We start from the raw sequence: 15,143 nt of genomic DNA on the forward strand, positions 1-15,143 counted from the left end.
CTGGCACGCTCGTCCGCCGGGCGCGGGCCGGGTTCTCGCTCCGCGGCAGAAGCTCGTGCTTGATCCGGTCGGCCTCCGGGTGCCGGCCCTCCCCGGAAGCAGCTCGGCCTGCCACTCCCCCCTCCCCCAGGTCCCCGGTCGTGAGACCGACCGCGGCCAGGCGTCGGCCCTTCCACGCACCGGGCGGGACACCGGCCTCGTTCTGGGCCTCGCGCAGCGGCGTGCCCGCAGGGGCGTGACCGTCACCGGCCATCGCTACCACGCCCCGGGCGGACCGGGGGTGGCGGTGACGCGTCCCCAGGAGCAGGCGGCGGAGCAGCGCGCGGCGTGTGTTCCGGTGCCGGCCGGGCCCGCCGCGGGACGGCGCGACGGCGCGGCGGGCCCCGGGGGGTGGTTCACCGGTGCCGGGCGGCCGGCCTTGCTGTGCGCGGGATCCCGTCACCCTTGCGTCATGACACAAGGTGTCCTATGGTGAACACAGTTTCTTCAGGTTGCTGGTTCCAGCAGCACCCCGGATGCGGGGCTCGCAAGTGGACGGGCCCCGGAAAGTGGAGCGAACATGGCAAGTACCTTGCGGGACTCGAAGGACGTGCTCGTCAGTCGCGCGAAGCGGCAGATGGAGGCCTTCTTCGGTGACTCGGACCTGACCACGCGGCAGAAGCTGGCCCTGACGTGTCGTATCGCCTTCGACGGCGGACACGACTCCGGACTCGCCGGGCAGATCAGTGCCCGCGGGCCCCGGCCGGGCACCTACTACACCCAGCGCCTGGGCCTCGGCTTCGACGAGATCACCGAGGACAACCTGCTGCTGGTGGACGAGGACCTCCAGGTTCTCGAAGGGGAGGGCATGCCCAACCCCGCGAACCGGTTCCACACCTGGATCTACCGGGTCCGGGAGGACGTCAACTGCATCGTCCACACCCACTCCCTGCACACGGCCGCGCTCGCGATGCTGGAAGTGCCCCTGGTGGTGTCCCAGATGGACACCACGCCCCTGTACGACGACTGCGCCTTCCTCAAGGACTGGCCGGGTGTCCCGGTGGGCAACGAGGAGGGCGAGATTATCGCCGGTGCCCTGGGTGACAAGCGCGCCATCATCCTCGCCCACCACGGTCAGCTCGTGACCGGAGCGACGATAGAGGAGGCCTGCAACCTCGCCATGCTCATCGAGCGCGCCGCACGCCTCCAGCTGCTCGCCATGGCGGCCGGCACCATCCAGCCGCTCGATCCCGAACTGGCCCGTGAGGCCCACGACTGGACCTCCACCGACCGGCGCAACAAGGCGAACTTCGCGTACTACGCGCGTCGGGCCCTGCGCAACCATCCCGACTGCATCAAGGGCCAGGTGGGCAACTGATGAGCAACCCGCCGCTGAGGGGCATCATCTCCTACCCCGTCACCCCCTTCGACACGGCCACCGGCGAAGTCGACCTGGCCGCCCTGAGCCGCCTCACCGACGACCTCGTGGGCGCGGGGAGTCACGCTGTCGCCCCCCTGGGCAGCACCGGTGAGAGCGCCTACCTCCGCGAAGCCGAATGGGAAGCCGTCTGCGCGACCACGCTGCAGACCGTCGCGGGCAGGGTCCCCACCCTGGTCGGCGTCTCCCACTGGAGCACCGAGGGCACGATCCACCGGGCCCGCGTGGCCGCCCGGCACGGCGCCACCGCGATCATGGTGCTGCCCCAGGTGTACTGGAAGCTGACGCCGGCCGAACTCGAACAGCACTACACGGCGGTGGCGGCGGCGACGGACCTGCCGATGATGCTCTACAACAACCCCGGCACCAGCGGGGTCGACCTGCGGCCGGAAACCGTGGCCGCCCTCGCCCGCAAGATCCCGAACCTCACCATGGTCAAGGAGAGCTCCGGCGACGTCGCCCGCTTCCGCGCCCTGCGTGAACTGTCCGACGGGGCCCTGTCGGTCTACAACGGGAGCAACCCGGTCGCGTTGGAGGCATTCCGCTCCGGCGCCGTGGGCTGGTGCACGGCTGCACCGTGCCTGGTCCCGCAGCGGGTCCTGGACCTGTATGCGGCAGCGACGCAGGGGGACGACGCCCGGGCCGAAGCCGTCCTGGCGGAACTTCTCCCGTTCCTGAAGTTCATCGTCGGCCACGGCCTGCCGCGTGCCATCAAGGCGGGGCTGCAGCTGCAGGGGCGTGAGGCAGGCCACCCGCGCGCGCCGCTGTTGCCGTTGCCGGACCGGGAGAGGGAGCAACTGCGCACGATGCTGGAGCGTCTGGCAGGCGGCCCCCTCGTGGACGGTGCAGCCGCAGGCACGGCGCAACCGACCGCCTGAGACACCTCCGTGCGGTGCGCTCCTTCCCCAGGGCGCACCGCACAGCCACGGCCACGGCCACGGCTTCATCGCGAAGGAACCACACATGTCCCGGACCGACACCCCGCCCCGCAGCGGCGCGCAGGCACCGCACTCCGGCCAGGCGGCTCTGTTGCGCCGTACGCTACGACGCCACGCGGCAGGCGTGACGATCGTCACCGTCCCCGGACCCGCGGGTTTCACCGCGACGTCCTTCTGCGCCCTTTCCCTGGATCCCGCCCTGATCTCCTTCTGCGTCGCGACGGGCAACTCCGCCGCGCACGCCGTGCGGCAGGCCGACCGCTTCGCGGTCCATCTGCTGGGGGCGGGCGACGCCGGGCTGGCGGACCGGTTCGCCCGCAGTGGCGAGGACCGCTTCGCGACGACCGTCCGGGTGACCGACCACGACGGCCTGCCGGTCCTCAGCGCCGCACCGGCCTGGCTCAGTGCCCGCGTCGTCGCGCGCCAGCCAGTCGGGGACCACGTCCTGATCATCGGGGAGGTGATCGCCGGAGGAGTGCGGGAAAGTCTCCCCGCTCTGGTACGCCACGACGGCCGATACGTCGTGACGGCCCCCCTCGATGCGTGAGCGCGAGCGTGCCGGACTCCGCGACGCCTCGACGCCCGCCAGGAGCCGAGCCGCGGCTCGACGGCGCGAGCGGGCGTGAGCGGGCGCGAGGGCGGCGTACCGCCCGGCGTTCACCGTCCCCCCGGGAGTCCCTGGATACTGAGACTCCCGGCCGGTTCGATCCGGCCGCAGGACGTGCGAAGGGAAGACACAGTGATCAACCGGGTACGGCAGCTGCGCAAGGAACGGCTGATGACGCTGGAGGCGTTGGCCGACCGGTCCGGGGTCACCAAGAGCTACCTGTCCAAGGTGGAACGCGGACACAGCGTCCCGTCGATCGCCGTGTGCGCTTCCCTCGCCAAAGCTCTGGGCGTACCGCTTGACCACCTCTTCGCCGACGCCGAGGAACTCGTCGAGGTCGTCGTCACCCGCGCCGGGGAACGACAGGCGCTCACCGACGCCGACGAACCCGGCACCCGCTACGAGGGGATAGCGCTCGACGCCGGCACCAAGAGCATGGCCCCCTTCATGCTGCACCCGCCGAACGACGCGGACCACGTCCCTTTCCGCGACCACCCGGGCGAAGAATTCATCTTCGTGCACGAAGGGCAGGCCGAACTCATCCTGCCCTCCCGCACGATTCCTCTCGGCACGGGGGACTGCGCCTACTTCAAGGCCAGCACACCGCACAAGATCCGCTCCGTCGGTGCCCGGCGGGCCGCCGTGCTCCTCCTCGTCACCGACGACCACACCGACTCGAGCGCGCACCAAGCGTCGCGGGCCCACCTGCCCTGACCGGCTCCCCGTCCCGCGCCGGCCTGACCGCGGTCGCAGGACGTGTCCCGGTGCTCCGACCCGGCCCCACTCGGACCACCGGCCGGCCCAGGGTCCGGTACATCGGTGTGGACCCGGTGGTTCCTGCGGGGCTTGCGGGGCTTGCGGGGCTTGCGGCGCGTCCTGAGCGCGGTTGCGGTGCCGTACCCGGGTCAGACGGAGATGAGGCGGGCACATGCCCGCCCCCGGCCGGTACTCATGCGGGACGAACGGGCCGGCCGTCACCCGGGGCGGCGGGAACCGGCTTCAGCTGGACGCCGCGGAGGCGATCAGCGCCTGGGGGGCGGCCTGCTTGATGCGGGTGTTCAGCCACCTGAGCTGGCGCTGGGTGTCCGCTTTGCAGGCGTCCACGACGTCCAGGAGCTGCCGGTCGCGTGTCCCTTGCGCCGCTTGTCCCAGGACCGTCCAGGTGATGTCGACGAAGGACGCCAGGGTGTACAGGTCCTGCAGGTCCCGTAGGAGGCCGACGCCGCCGGAGCGGGTGCGGGGCAGCCCGTCGGCGTGCAGCCGCTCGGGCTCTCCTCGCGTTGTTCGCCGTAGCGGTCGGCGACCGGCGCGAGCCGCTCGACGTGCGCGTCGCTCATCCCGGCGAGGGCGTGGCAGAGGGAGTGCACGTCGGGTTCCTCGGCGTGGCCTTCGGCGACCTGGCGGAAGGCGTCGGCCAGCGTTCGGGACGCGGCGTGCTGGAGGCCGACGTAGGTGGCGAGGTGCATGGTCAGTCCTCCTGGCCGATCGCGGACGCCGTGGTGCCGCCGGAGCCGGGTCGTCCGGCTGTCTCCTCCGGGGCTCGGGCGGGCTGCGGCGGTTCGCCCGCGTGTGGGTGTTCGCGCACCTCGGCGTCCGGGCCGCCGACGGTGGGCGGGACGCTGTCCGGGTCGGCCGGCGCGGACGCGGTGGTGGTGGGGGCGGGCGAGGGACCGGTCGCTTCGGCGATCTTCGTGACCCTGACCGCGCCGGTCTTGTACAGCGGCTGCTTGGACACCGGTTCCCATTCGGTGATCGTCAGCTCGTTCGCCGCACGCGGGTCGTCGCCGGGCGCGGCGCCGGTGCCGGGCTGGTCCCAGTAGCCGTAGTGGAACGGTGTGAAGACCACACCGTCCCGGCCGCGGCCGACGCGCACCGGGGCTTGCATGGCTCCCCTCGGTGATTCCAGCCGCACCAGGTCGCCTTCCCGGACGCCGAGCCGTCGTGCGTCGCCGACGGACAGCTCCACCCACACGCCGGACGCGGCACGGCGCAGCGGGCGGGAGCGCCCGGTCTTGGTGCGGGTGTGGAAGTGGTAGACGGTACGGCCGGTGGTGAGGGCGAACGGATAATCCTCCCCCGGGCTTTCCGGCGGTGGGACGTAGGCGGCGGCCTTCAGGAAGGCACGGCCGCCGGGGTTCTTGGCGCGGTACTCCTGCGCGCTGAGCACCCCGCCGGTGAGCAGGTCGTGGCCGTAGGTCTCGCAGATGTCCGGGTGGGTGGGGAAGTCCGCGTCCGTGTAGAGGCGGTCGGTTCCCTCGGGTGCCTCTTCGTTGACCGGCCAGGGGACGCCGCTGCCGCCGCGCAGCTTGTCGTAGGTCAGGCCGGTGTAGTCCACCATGCGTCCTCGGGTGCACTCCTTCCACGCCTCGAACGCGCCCTGGGGGTCGGACCACTTGATCAGCGGGGCGCCGTCCTTGTCGCGGAAGTCCATGCGCCGGGCGTAGTCGAGCCAGATGTCCAGGTCGCTGCGGGCCTGGCCGGGCGGCTCGACCGCCTTGTCCGACAGGTGGACGGTGCGGTTGACGTTGGTGAAGGTGCCCTGCTTCTCCCCCCACAGGGCGGCCGGGAGCACCACATCCGCGTAGCGGGCGGTCTCGGTGAGGAAGCCGTCCTGGACGATGGTGAACAGTGAGTCCTGTTCGAGGATCTTGCGGATGCGGGGCAGCTCGGGCAGCGAGACCGCCGGGTTGGTGCCGGAGATCCACAGCAGGCCGATGGAGCCTTGTTCGCAGTAGCGCCAGATCTGCATCGCGTGCGTCGGCGGCGCCCAGTGCGGAATGATCATCGGGTCGACGTTCCACAGGTCGGCCAGTTGCCGGACGTGGTCCGGGTTGTCCCAGTTGCGAAAGCCCGGCAGGTCGCCGTCGGAGCCGCATTCGCGGGTGTTCTGGGCGGTGGGCTGGCCGTTCATCTGCAGGATGCCGCAGCCTGGGCGTCCCAGCATTCCGCGCAGCAGGTGCAGGTTGTTCACCGCGCACGAGGGGGCGGTGGCCTGGTGGGACTGGAAGAAGCCCTGCAGCACCGTGGACAGCACCCGCTCGCAGGTCCCGAAGATCTGCGCGGCGCGGCGGATGTCCTCGGCGGGGACACGGCAGATGCCTGCGGCGTGCTCGGGAGTGCAGGGCTCGACGGTGGCCTTCAGCTCGTCGAAGCCCAGGGTATGGGCCGCGATGTAGTCCTCGTCCAGCCAGCCGTTGTGGATGACCTCGCGGGTCAGGGCGTTCATCAGCGCCTGGTTGGTGCCCGGCAGCGGCGCGAGGTGCACTCCGCCGGCGGCCCGTGCGGCTTCGGCGACCTTGGTCGTGCGGGGGTCCACGGCGACGATCCTGGGCGGGTTCGGGCCGTGGATGCGGTCCAGGACGCGCATCCACAGCACGGTCTGGGTCTCGGCCATGTTGTGCCCGAACAGGAACACGGCGTCGGTGGCTTCGATGTCGCTGTAGCCGAGAGATATGCACGGGCTGCCCACAGGTACCCGGCCCCGGGCGGCTTCTATCCGTGTGAGACGGAGGACCACCTGCCCGACGGTCGTCCGGCCAACGGAAACACGGCTGCCGAACCGGGACGACCGGTCGCCGAGAAGCCTGGCGGCAGCGGCTGTGCGGTCAGCCCGGTCCGGCCGGTCAGCCCGGTCAGCGCGCCGAGGGCGCCCTGTTGCTCGTAGCCTTCGTCCTGTCGGCTGGATCTGAACAGCGGTGACATCCGGGGCCACGGGCCCCGCGAGAGGCCGGCCCAGGAGGTGCTCGTTGCAGGCGGCCGCGCCCTCGGCGGAGTCGTCCGGCGCTCCGCTGTGGGAGCCGTCGGCCGCCGTCGAGGAGGAGTCCAGCGCCTCCGCGCCGCGGAGTTCGACCAAGAGGGTTTCGTGGAGCCCCGGCCATACGCCGGTCCTGGTCCACCGGGCCGGGCGCCGCCCCCACGTCATGCCCGAGCCGGAGCCGAGCTCTCGCGTCGCACAAGGGCTGTTCGGGGAGCCCGAGCCGGATTGCGGGGTCTTCGCCTGCGCGGGACGATGGTTGTGGCGCCGCCTGCTCGATGAGCATCCCTGAGTTTCCCGGGAGGGGTCATGAGCGAGGAACCGCTGGACGCCAGTCTCCCGGGCGGAGCACCGGAGCAGTCTCCGTGCGACTGCGGACCGTGTCCCGTCTGCGCCGAGCAACGGCAACAGTCGAGCCCGTGCGTTCTTCAGCTGGGGCACGGCGGTGACCATCGCTGTCCCCACGGCGACGCATGGTCCCAGGCCGGCCCTTCCGACGTTCCGATACCCAAACCGCCGCCGGTGCCGAAGTGCCGGATGGTGTGCCCGCAGGACGGCCGCGAGTGTCTGCTGGTGCTGGGTCATGAGGGACGTCACGAGTGCGGGCACTCCTTCTGACCGCCGGCACGTCCCTCACACCTGCGCGCCGGCCGCGCATTCCCGAACCGCTGCGTACACAGCCCGCCCGCTCATCCCCCTCGGCTCCGCGCGGCCGGCACACCCCCGTGGTCGGCCACGGCCGCGGCCGTGAGCCCGGGCACACCTTCGGCAGACGCCGCGCACGCGGCGAACTGTCCCTCGGGAGTCCCGGGAACGTCCTTAACCCGCTCGGTGCGGCAGATCGCCCATGGGGTGCGGCCCCGAGCACGTCCGGCCGAGTTCCCGTCCGGTCTCGGCACGCTGCCGCGGGGAGTGATCCGCGTGACCCGCACCGGGTGAGCCGTGTCTCACCGCGGCGGCGTTGCTATGCAATGAGGTGCATAGCAAGATCGGGTGCATGGCGCTCGAGCACGCGATCCTCGTCTCCCTGCTGGAGAAGCCGGGCTCCGGCTATGAGCTGGCCCGGCGGTTCGAGCGGTCCATCGGGTACTTCTGGACCGCCACCCACCAGCAGATCTACCGCGTGCTCAAGCGGATGGAGAGCGACGGCTGGGTCGATGTCCGGGATGTCCGGCAGTACGGGCGTCCGGACAAGAAGGAGTACTCCGTCGCCGGGCCCGGCCGGGATGCGCTCTCCGCGTGGCTGTACGAACCGACCGAGCCCGAGAGCGTACGGCACGACCTGGCGGTGAAGATCCGGGGCGCCGCCTTCGCTGATCCGGCCGCCCTGATCAGCGAGGTCGAGCGGCACCGGCAGGCGCACAGGGACCGCCTCGCCCACTACCTCGCGGGCGAGACCCGGGACTTCGGGCAAGCCCCGTCGGACGGTCCGCTCGACGCCGAACGGGAACTCCAGCACGTCGTGCTGCGCGGCGGCATCGCGTACGAGCGGATGATGATCGCCTGGCTCGACGATGTGCTCGCCACGCTCGCCCGCTTCGACGCCGGTCACTGACCGGCCGAGCAGGCCTCCGGGACCCGTACCCGGAACACCTCCGACCCCTCTCAGCCGAAAGGCGGCACCCATGGCCGATGCGCTGCTCTTCAACCCGCGGACGTACGACCCCGCGCACTTCGACCCGGAGACGCGCAGGCTGCTGCGCGCCACCGTCGACTGGTTCGAGGAGCGGGGCAAGCGCCGGCTGATCGAGGACTACCGGTCCCGCGCCTGGCTCGGCGACTTCCTCGCCTTCGCCGCCGAGGAAGGGCTCTTCGCGACCTTCCTCACGCCCGCCTCCGCCGCGGGAGAGGGCGAGGGCGACAAGCGCTGGGACACCGCCCGCATCGCCGCCCTCAACGAGATCCTCGGGTTCTACGGCCTGGACTACTGGTACGCGTGGCAGGTCACCATCCTGGGCCTCGGCCCCGTCTGGCAGAGCGACAACCCCGCTGCCCGCGCCCGCGCCGCGCACCTGCTCGCTCAGGGCGAGGTGTTCGCCTTCGGGCTGTCCGAGAAGGCACACGGCGCGGACATCTACTCCACGGACATGCTGCTGGAGCCGGACGGCACGGGCGGCTTCCGGGCCACCGGCTCCAAGTACTACATCGGCAACGGCAACGCCGCCGGGCTCGTTTCCGTCTTCGGCCGCCGCACCGACGTGGAGGGCCCCGACGGCTACGTCTTCTTCGCCGCCGACAGCCGCCATCCGGCGTACCACCTGGTCAAGAATGTCGTCGACTCCTCGAAGTACGTCAGCGAGTTCCGCCTCGAGGACTACCCCGTGGCCCCGGAAGACGTTCTGCACACGGGCCGCGCCGCCTTCGACGCAGCCCTCAACACCGTCAACGTGGGCAAGTTCAACCTGTGCACCGCCTCGATCGGTATCTGCGAGCACGCGATGTACGAGGCGGTCACCCACGCGCACAACCGCATCCTCTACGGTCGGCCCGTCACCGCCTTCCCGCACGTGCGGCGGGAGTTGACCGACGCCTACGTCCGGCTCGTCGGCATGAAGCTGTTCAGCGACCGCGCCGTCGACTACTTCCGCACCGCCGGCCCCGACGATCGCCGCTACCTGCTCTTCAACCCCATGACGAAGATGAAGGTGACCACCGAGGGCGAGAAGGTCATCGACCTGATGTGGGACGTCATCGCCGCCAAGGGCTTCGAGAAGGACAACTACTTCGCCCAGGCCGCCATAGAGATCCGCGGGCTGCCGAAGCTGGAGGGCACCGTCCACGTCAACCTGGCGCTGATCCTGAAGTTCATGCGCAACCACCTCCTCGACCCGGTCGCCTACGAGCCCGTCCCCACCCGCCTCGACGCGGCCGACGACACCTTCCTCTTCCGTCAGGGGCCCGCCCGCGGCCTCGGCTCGGTGCGCTTCCACGACTGGCGGCCGGCCTTCGACACGTACGCCCACCTGCCGAATGTCGCCCGCTTCCGGGAACAGGCCGACGCGCTCTGCGAGTTCGTCCGCACCGCCGCTCCCGACGAGGAGCAGAGCCGCGACCTCGACCTGCTTCTCGCCGTCGGGCAGCTCTTCGCGCTCGTCGTCCACGGGCAGCTGGTCCTGGAGCAGGCAGCCCTGTCGGGCCTCGACGAGGATGTGCTCGACGAGCTGTTCGCCGTCCTCGTGCGGGACTTCTCGGCGCACGCCGTAGAACTCCACGGCAAGGACTCCGCGACCCAGGAGCAGCAGTCCTGGGCGCTCGGCGCGGTCCGGCGCCCGGTGGTCGACGGGGCGCGTTCGGAGCGCGTCTGGCAGCGCGTCGAGGCGCTGTCGGCGGCGTACGAGATGATGCCCTGAAAGTCTCTGTGACGCTTCGCATCGGCCTGCGGGGTACCGTGGCCGCCGCGTTGCCGGGGGCGCGCCACCGGCGCCGGGCTCCCGGTGCCGTGGAGCAGCGAGGCTGACTGTGATGTCCGGTCCGCCGTACGCGGCAGGCCGGGCATCCGCCCGTCCCCGACCACCGAGGGTGTGCGGTCGGGTGTCGGTCGAAGGCGGCGGAGGGCGCCCTTGGCCCGACGTCGCCCTCCCCCGGCTGCCCTCGGAGCCGTGCATGCTCATGCGCACGGCCCTCGTGCTGCTCCCGTGGTCCGCTCGCTGACCCGCTCTTCGCCTTCGGCGCCGGTGGAGGGCACCACCAGTGCGGTCACCGCCGCGGCGGCGACCGTGTTCGCCTCGGCCCGCGGGTGACGGCCGTCAGCGCGTCCGCGAGTGATGGCGGAGGCCGGTGCCCACCCCGCGGGCGATCGTGAAGATCGCGAGGCGGACGCCTTCGAGGGGTGCCGTCCCTGTCCCGTCGATGGGACCCGGACCCCATTTCCGGGCATGGGCACCGCCCACGACGTGGCCGCATGGAGTCCCCGGCCCGCCATAAATGGGGTCCGCGCCCGATAGGCATCTGTCGTCGGCCCCGGCAGGGTGGAAGGCACCAGGCCGGACGGCGGTCCGCCCGGCAATGCCGCCGGGCGGACCGCCGTGCGGCATTCGACCGCGCGAGCCGTGCGGGCGCCAGGACCTTCGAGGAAGGGATGACCATGTCACTCGATGTCACCCGGGTCGAACCCCACCCGCACGAGGCGAGACAGCGCCTGGAACACGCCCGCCGTTCCCGGCTGGCGCAGCTGGAGGCCCTCGCAGGGACCGGGCGGACATCGGAGGACCACCTGCTGTCCGAGCAGAGGACCGCGATGGAGCGAACTCTCGGAGAGATCGAGGAAGCCTTCACCCGCGTGGAGAACGGCACCTACGGCACCTGCCTGGGTTGCGCCAAGCCCATCCCGGCGGAACGGCTGGAGATCCTTCCCTACACCCGGTTCTGCGTCGCCTGCCAACGCCGCGCCACCTGACCACCGCCCGTTCCGATCTCCTGCGCCCTGCCCTCGAAGGGGTGAAGTGGTGAACCACCAGACCATCAGCCAGAGCACGGCACCGCTGTCGGCCGACGACCTCGCCGCCCTGCGCGAGAACCTGAACGAGCAGCGCCTGTTCCGCCAGGAGCAGCTGTGCCGGCTCGCGGGACCGGCCACCTCCCGCGCCGAGGACCGGCTCCGGCAGCGGACCGCCTCCCAGATCGAAGTCCACATCAAGCTCGCCGCCACCGCCCGCATGGTCCTCGCCGACGTCGAAGCGGCCCTGCAGCGCATGGACGACGGCTCGTACGGCACCTGCCACCTGTGCCGGCGCCCCGTCGACCGGGAGCGGCTGATGATCGTGCCGCAGGCCCGCTACTGCGGACGCTGCCAGCAGGTCAAGGAGGCGGTCCCATGACCGGCACATCCCCCTCGCACGCCGGCGCATCCCCCTCGTATGCCACCCCACCGCACCGGCCCTGGCCGATGTGCCGGCGCTGCTGCGGCATCGCCCTGGACATGGGCAGCATCCGCACCCGCGTCTGGATCGCCGGTCAGGGCGTGGTGGCCGATGTGCCCACCGTGACCTCTCCCGGCACCGGCGCGGGGTACCCCATCCAGCGCGGCACCATCGTCGACGTCCCGGGGTGCGCCCGGATGCTGCAGCGGCTGCTCCGCGATCACCTGCCCCGCTCCACCCGTCCCATGGTCATCGTCGCCGCTCCCGTCCTGGACGGCGTGGACTACCGCACCCGGGCCCGGGCCGCGGTCGAGGCGCTGCGGCCGCGCAGCGTCCTGACGGTGCCCAGCGCCCGGGCCGTCGCCGTGGCGGCAGGCGCCGACCTGTCCCGTCCGCTGATGGTGGTGGACATCGGCGCCCACCTCACCGAAGTGGTCCTGCTGGTCGACGGCGCCATCACCGACGCGCGCCGCACCGCCCTGGGCACCAGCGACCTGGGCGAGACGACCACACCCGAGGGGATCTCCGAGGCGGTGGCCTCGATGCTCACGGCGATGCTCCGCCAGGACCGCACTTCGCTCACCGTCGATGCCCTGCACCGCGGTGTCCTCCTGGCCGGCGGAGGCGCCCTGCGTCCCGAGATCACCTATCACCTCACCGGCCGGCTGCACACACCGCTGCGTGTGGTCCCGGCTCCGCACACCGCCGCCGTGCGCGGCGCCGCCAGGCTCCTGCGGGCCGCCCACGGCCACCCCTCCGCCTCCGGCCCGCTCCCGCCGAGTGCCCTGCCCCGCTAGGCCGGCGCCCCCGTCCCGTTTCCCTCCGCACTCCGCGTCCGCGGCGTCCACGGCCGAAAGGAGGACCCGTGCCCGGCCGCACACCCCCACCGCCCCCTCCCCGGGAACACCAGGTCACGCTCTGGCGCCTGCGGCGCAACCCCCTGCGCCGCCGCAGCGACGTGCTCCAGGGGTGGATCGGCCTCGGCCTGCTCCTGGTCGCGCTGGCGGCCACTCCCGTCGCCATGTTCCTGGTCGGCGACGCGGCCTACGACCACTACACCCGCACCGCCCGGCACCAGGCCCACACCCGCCACCACACCACCGCAGTGCTGCTCGAGGACGCCCGGCGCCACCCCGAACCCGGCTCTGCCGAAGCCAAGAAGACCCGCTACCCGACCAAGGTCCGCTACACCGACCCCGACGGGCACACCCACACCGCGACCACCGACGTCGAGCCCGCACTGCCCAAGGGCAGCACCGTGCACGTCTGGGCCGACACCGACGGGAGGATCACCGATCCGCCCCTGAGCCCCAGCCAGGTCCGCAGCCACGCCATGGGCTCGGCCATCATCGCCGCCCTCGGCGTCCACGCCGTCGCGGCCGCCGCCTACGGCACCACCGGCCGCATCCTCCACCGCCGCAACCTGGCCGCATGGGACGACGCCTGGGCCGAGACGGCCCCCCGCTGGACCACATCTCCATAGCCATGGTGGGCGGGCGGGGCGGGCGCGAACGCTCGTCGGCGCCGAGGCCGCGGAGGAAGTCCGCCTTGGTGTTCGAGCTCACGGCCGCGACGACTCGCCCGACGCCCCGGAGTTTGCCCGTGTCGCAGGCCGAGCTGGGCCGCGGCCCGGGCAACGATCCCAAGGACATGGCCGCGATCCTCAACGACCTCCAGAACGACGGCCTGGTGATCCGTGCGCCGGATGCCGGGGACCGTCGCAAGAACGCCCTCTCCCTCTCGCCGAGTGGAGAGCGTCGCCCGCTCCAGACGGAGAAACTGGGCCGTGGGGCGAACGAGGAGCTGACCGCCGCCTTGACACCTGCCGAGCGGACCCGGCTCATGGCTCTTCTCGCGCGCATGGTCGAGCAGCCGGAGCCCTGCGCGAGCACGGGCCCGGACGGCGAACAGCGGGCCGGCCTCCCGAGCTCGCAGCTTGCCCAAGGCGCCTGAGCAGGATGTCGACGCGTCGTGGCGAGTGCCGGAAGAGTGCGGGGTTCCCGGACGTTGGCTCGAGGTATGAAGATCGGCGAAGCTTCGAGGGTCAGTGGCGTGAGTGCGCGGTCGCTGCGGCACTACGAGGAGGAGGGCCTGATCGTCCCGGGCCGTTTCAGCAATGGGTTCCGGGACTACTGCCAGTCCACCATCGACCGGGTGCTCCTCATCCGCTCCTTGCTGGAGTCCGGGCTGCCCGTGCGGTTGATCAGGCAGGTCCTGCCCAGGCTCACCGACGGATCCGAGGCCGGCACCGACGTGGTGGACGCGGAGTTCCTGCGCGAGGTGCAGGGCTACCGCGATCGGCTCGCTGCTCGTATCGCCGTTCTCAGCGACCAGCAGGCGGCACTCGACGCCTACCTGCGAGAGGCCCGCCGTACCGATCCCTGACAGCCGCTTGACCTTGACGCAAGTGTCAGGCTCCTACGTTCGGCGCATGGAGACCCACACGCAGCAGAACACCGCCGAACCGACCGTACGAGCGCTGGTCCAGCGGTCGCACCGGGGACCGAGCGATCTGGTCCTCACGACGGATCGTCGCCGCCCTGTCCCGGGCCCCGGCGAGTACCTGATCCGCGTCGGCGCCGCGGGGGTCAACTTCGCGGACGTCATGCAGTCCCACGGCACCTACGGAGGTGGCCCGCAGGCACCCTACGTGGCGGGCTTCGAGGCGGCCGGAACGATCGTGGAGGTCGGTCCGGGCGTCGAAAGCCCGCTGAAACTCGGCACGCACGTCGTCGGAACCGGACCGGGTGCCTTCGCGCAGTACATGACGATGCCGGCCGCGGGCGTACTCCCCGTGCCCTCCGGCTGGAGCGACGCCGAAGCTCTCGGTCTCGTGCTGAACTGGGCCACCGCCTTGGCCGCCTTGAAGCCGTTGGGCGAGATCAAGAGGGGTGACGTGGTGCTCGTCCACGCCGCGGCCGGCGGCGTCGGGCAGAGCGCCGTTCGCCTTGCCCGCCACTACGGCGCACGGGTCATGGCCACGGCGTCACCAGCGAAGCACGAAGCGGTCAAGGCGCTCGGCGCCGACGAGGTACTGGACAGCCGACGCCCCGATCTGGCCGAAGAGATCACCCGCCTGACCGGCGGGGTCGACCTGGTCCTGGAATCGGTGGGCCAGGCCACGTTCGAGGCCAGCCTGTCGGTCACCAAGCCCTTCACCGGACGCATCGTCGTGTTCGGCGCGGCTTCCGGTGACGCCACGGTGAGCACACACGACCTCGTCTTCACCCACCAGGTCCAGATCAAGGGCCTGCACATCGGCGCACTGGCGGTCGCGGCCCCCTCCCTCTACCGGTCGTTGCTCGCCGAGATCCAGGCACTCATCGCCCACGGCGTGTACCCACCCGGCAGCCCCCACGTGCATCCCCTGGCCGAGGGGCCGGCGGTGCTCCGGCAACTCGCAGCAGGCCGGACCCAGGGCAAACTCGCCCTCGATCCCTGGCGGTAGGTCGCGTCGTGTCGATGAGGCTCGGACGACGTTCCCCGCGCACGGGTTGTCTCGCAGCTCGAGCAGGACGCCTTGTGCCCAGAGGACGGGGCGGCCCCGACGTCGGCGCCGCCCCGTGAC

At 71.6% G+C, this 15,143-nt stretch carries 15 protein-coding genes; 13 read left to right on the forward strand and 2 right to left on the reverse strand.

Translation table 11 applies throughout. The features are described from left to right. Nucleotides 1–559 precede the first annotated feature (559 nt). The 4 genes from SGLAU_RS00515 to SGLAU_RS00530 all read left to right on the forward strand — a co-directional run bounded on the left by SGLAU_RS00515 (nt 560) and on the right by SGLAU_RS00530 (nt 3,676). Nucleotides 560–1,357 carry an aldolase gene (locus SGLAU_RS00515; protein WP_043497341.1) on the forward strand — a complete coding sequence of 266 codons (798 nt, stop codon included), beginning with the start codon at nt 560–562 and terminating at the stop codon, nt 1,355–1,357. Beyond that, nucleotides 1,357–2,295 (forward strand): dihydrodipicolinate synthase family protein, encoded by a 939-nt coding sequence (locus tag SGLAU_RS00520; RefSeq protein WP_043497344.1) that lies wholly within the window; start codon nt 1,357–1,359, stop codon nt 2,293–2,295. Before SGLAU_RS00515 ends, SGLAU_RS00520 begins: the two co-directional genes overlap by 1 nt. An 85-nt stretch (nt 2,296–2,380) precedes the next feature. Then, complete coding sequence (locus SGLAU_RS00525) at nt 2,381–2,902, forward strand: flavin reductase family protein (RefSeq protein ID WP_043497347.1); 522 nt, start codon at nt 2,381–2,383, stop codon at nt 2,900–2,902. Between the two features lie 192 nt (nt 2,903–3,094). Continuing rightward, on the forward strand, nt 3,095–3,676 hold the full coding sequence (locus SGLAU_RS00530) for a helix-turn-helix domain-containing protein (protein ID WP_043497348.1): 582 nt from the start codon (nt 3,095–3,097) through the stop codon (nt 3,674–3,676). 344 nt (nt 3,677–4,020) lie between these two features. Here SGLAU_RS00530 and SGLAU_RS00535 read toward each other — a convergent pair whose 3' ends face one another. Both SGLAU_RS00535 and SGLAU_RS00540 read right to left on the reverse strand, forming a co-directional pair. Beyond that, nucleotides 4,021–4,428: a hypothetical protein gene (locus SGLAU_RS00535; RefSeq protein ID WP_208868870.1), complete on the reverse strand. Its 408-nt coding sequence runs from the start codon at nt 4,426–4,428 to the stop codon at nt 4,021–4,023. 2 nt (nt 4,429–4,430) lie between these two features. Next, nucleotides 4,431–6,431, reverse strand: a complete 2,001-nt coding sequence (locus SGLAU_RS00540; RefSeq protein WP_244315140.1) for a molybdopterin oxidoreductase family protein — start codon at nt 6,429–6,431, stop codon at nt 4,431–4,433. Between the two features lie 1,282 nt (nt 6,432–7,713). Here SGLAU_RS00540 and SGLAU_RS00550 point away from each other — a divergent pair. The 9 genes from SGLAU_RS00550 (at nt 7,714) to SGLAU_RS00590 (ending at nt 15,023) form a co-directional block, all read left to right on the forward strand. Further along, entirely contained in the window at nt 7,714–8,271 is a 558-nt protein-coding gene (locus tag SGLAU_RS00550) for a PadR family transcriptional regulator (RefSeq protein ID WP_043497352.1), read from the forward strand. Between the two features lie 70 nt (nt 8,272–8,341). Continuing rightward, on the forward strand, nt 8,342–10,066 hold the full coding sequence (locus SGLAU_RS00555; RefSeq protein ID WP_043497353.1) for an acyl-CoA dehydrogenase family protein: 1,725 nt from the start codon (nt 8,342–8,344) through the stop codon (nt 10,064–10,066). Between the two features lie 734 nt (nt 10,067–10,800). Beyond that, complete coding sequence (locus SGLAU_RS00560) at nt 10,801–11,112, forward strand: TraR/DksA C4-type zinc finger protein (RefSeq protein ID WP_043506066.1); 312 nt, start codon at nt 10,801–10,803, stop codon at nt 11,110–11,112. Between the two features lie 46 nt (nt 11,113–11,158). Then, the gene (locus tag SGLAU_RS00565) at nt 11,159–11,533 is read left to right on the forward strand and encodes a TraR/DksA family transcriptional regulator (protein ID WP_043497358.1); all 375 of its coding nucleotides are present in this window, start codon (nt 11,159–11,161) and stop codon (nt 11,531–11,533) included. Beyond that, entirely contained in the window at nt 11,530–12,372 is an 843-nt protein-coding gene (locus SGLAU_RS00570) for a rod shape-determining protein (RefSeq protein WP_052413532.1), read from the forward strand. The genes SGLAU_RS00565 and SGLAU_RS00570 overlap by 4 nt, the downstream gene beginning before the upstream one ends. A 68-nt stretch (nt 12,373–12,440) precedes the next feature. Then, nucleotides 12,441–13,058 (forward strand): hypothetical protein, encoded by a 618-nt coding sequence (locus SGLAU_RS00575; protein ID WP_052413533.1) that lies wholly within the window; start codon nt 12,441–12,443, stop codon nt 13,056–13,058. Nucleotides 13,059–13,126: 68 nt separating this feature from the next. After that, nucleotides 13,127–13,528 (forward strand): MarR family winged helix-turn-helix transcriptional regulator, encoded by a 402-nt coding sequence (locus SGLAU_RS33295; RefSeq protein ID WP_208868871.1) that lies wholly within the window; start codon nt 13,127–13,129, stop codon nt 13,526–13,528. 66 nt (nt 13,529–13,594) lie between these two features. Beyond that, nucleotides 13,595–13,960, forward strand: a complete 366-nt coding sequence (locus SGLAU_RS00585; protein ID WP_043497361.1) for a MerR family transcriptional regulator — start codon at nt 13,595–13,597, stop codon at nt 13,958–13,960. A gap of 46 nt (nt 13,961–14,006) precedes the next feature. Continuing rightward, nucleotides 14,007–15,023 (forward strand): NADPH:quinone oxidoreductase family protein, encoded by a 1,017-nt coding sequence (locus tag SGLAU_RS00590; protein WP_043497363.1) that lies wholly within the window; start codon nt 14,007–14,009, stop codon nt 15,021–15,023. Nucleotides 15,024–15,143: the final 120 nt, after the last annotated feature.

Source organism: Streptomyces glaucescens (genome assembly GCF_000761215.1).
Classification (GTDB): Bacteria; Actinomycetota; Actinomycetes; order Streptomycetales; family Streptomycetaceae; genus Streptomyces; species Streptomyces glaucescens_B.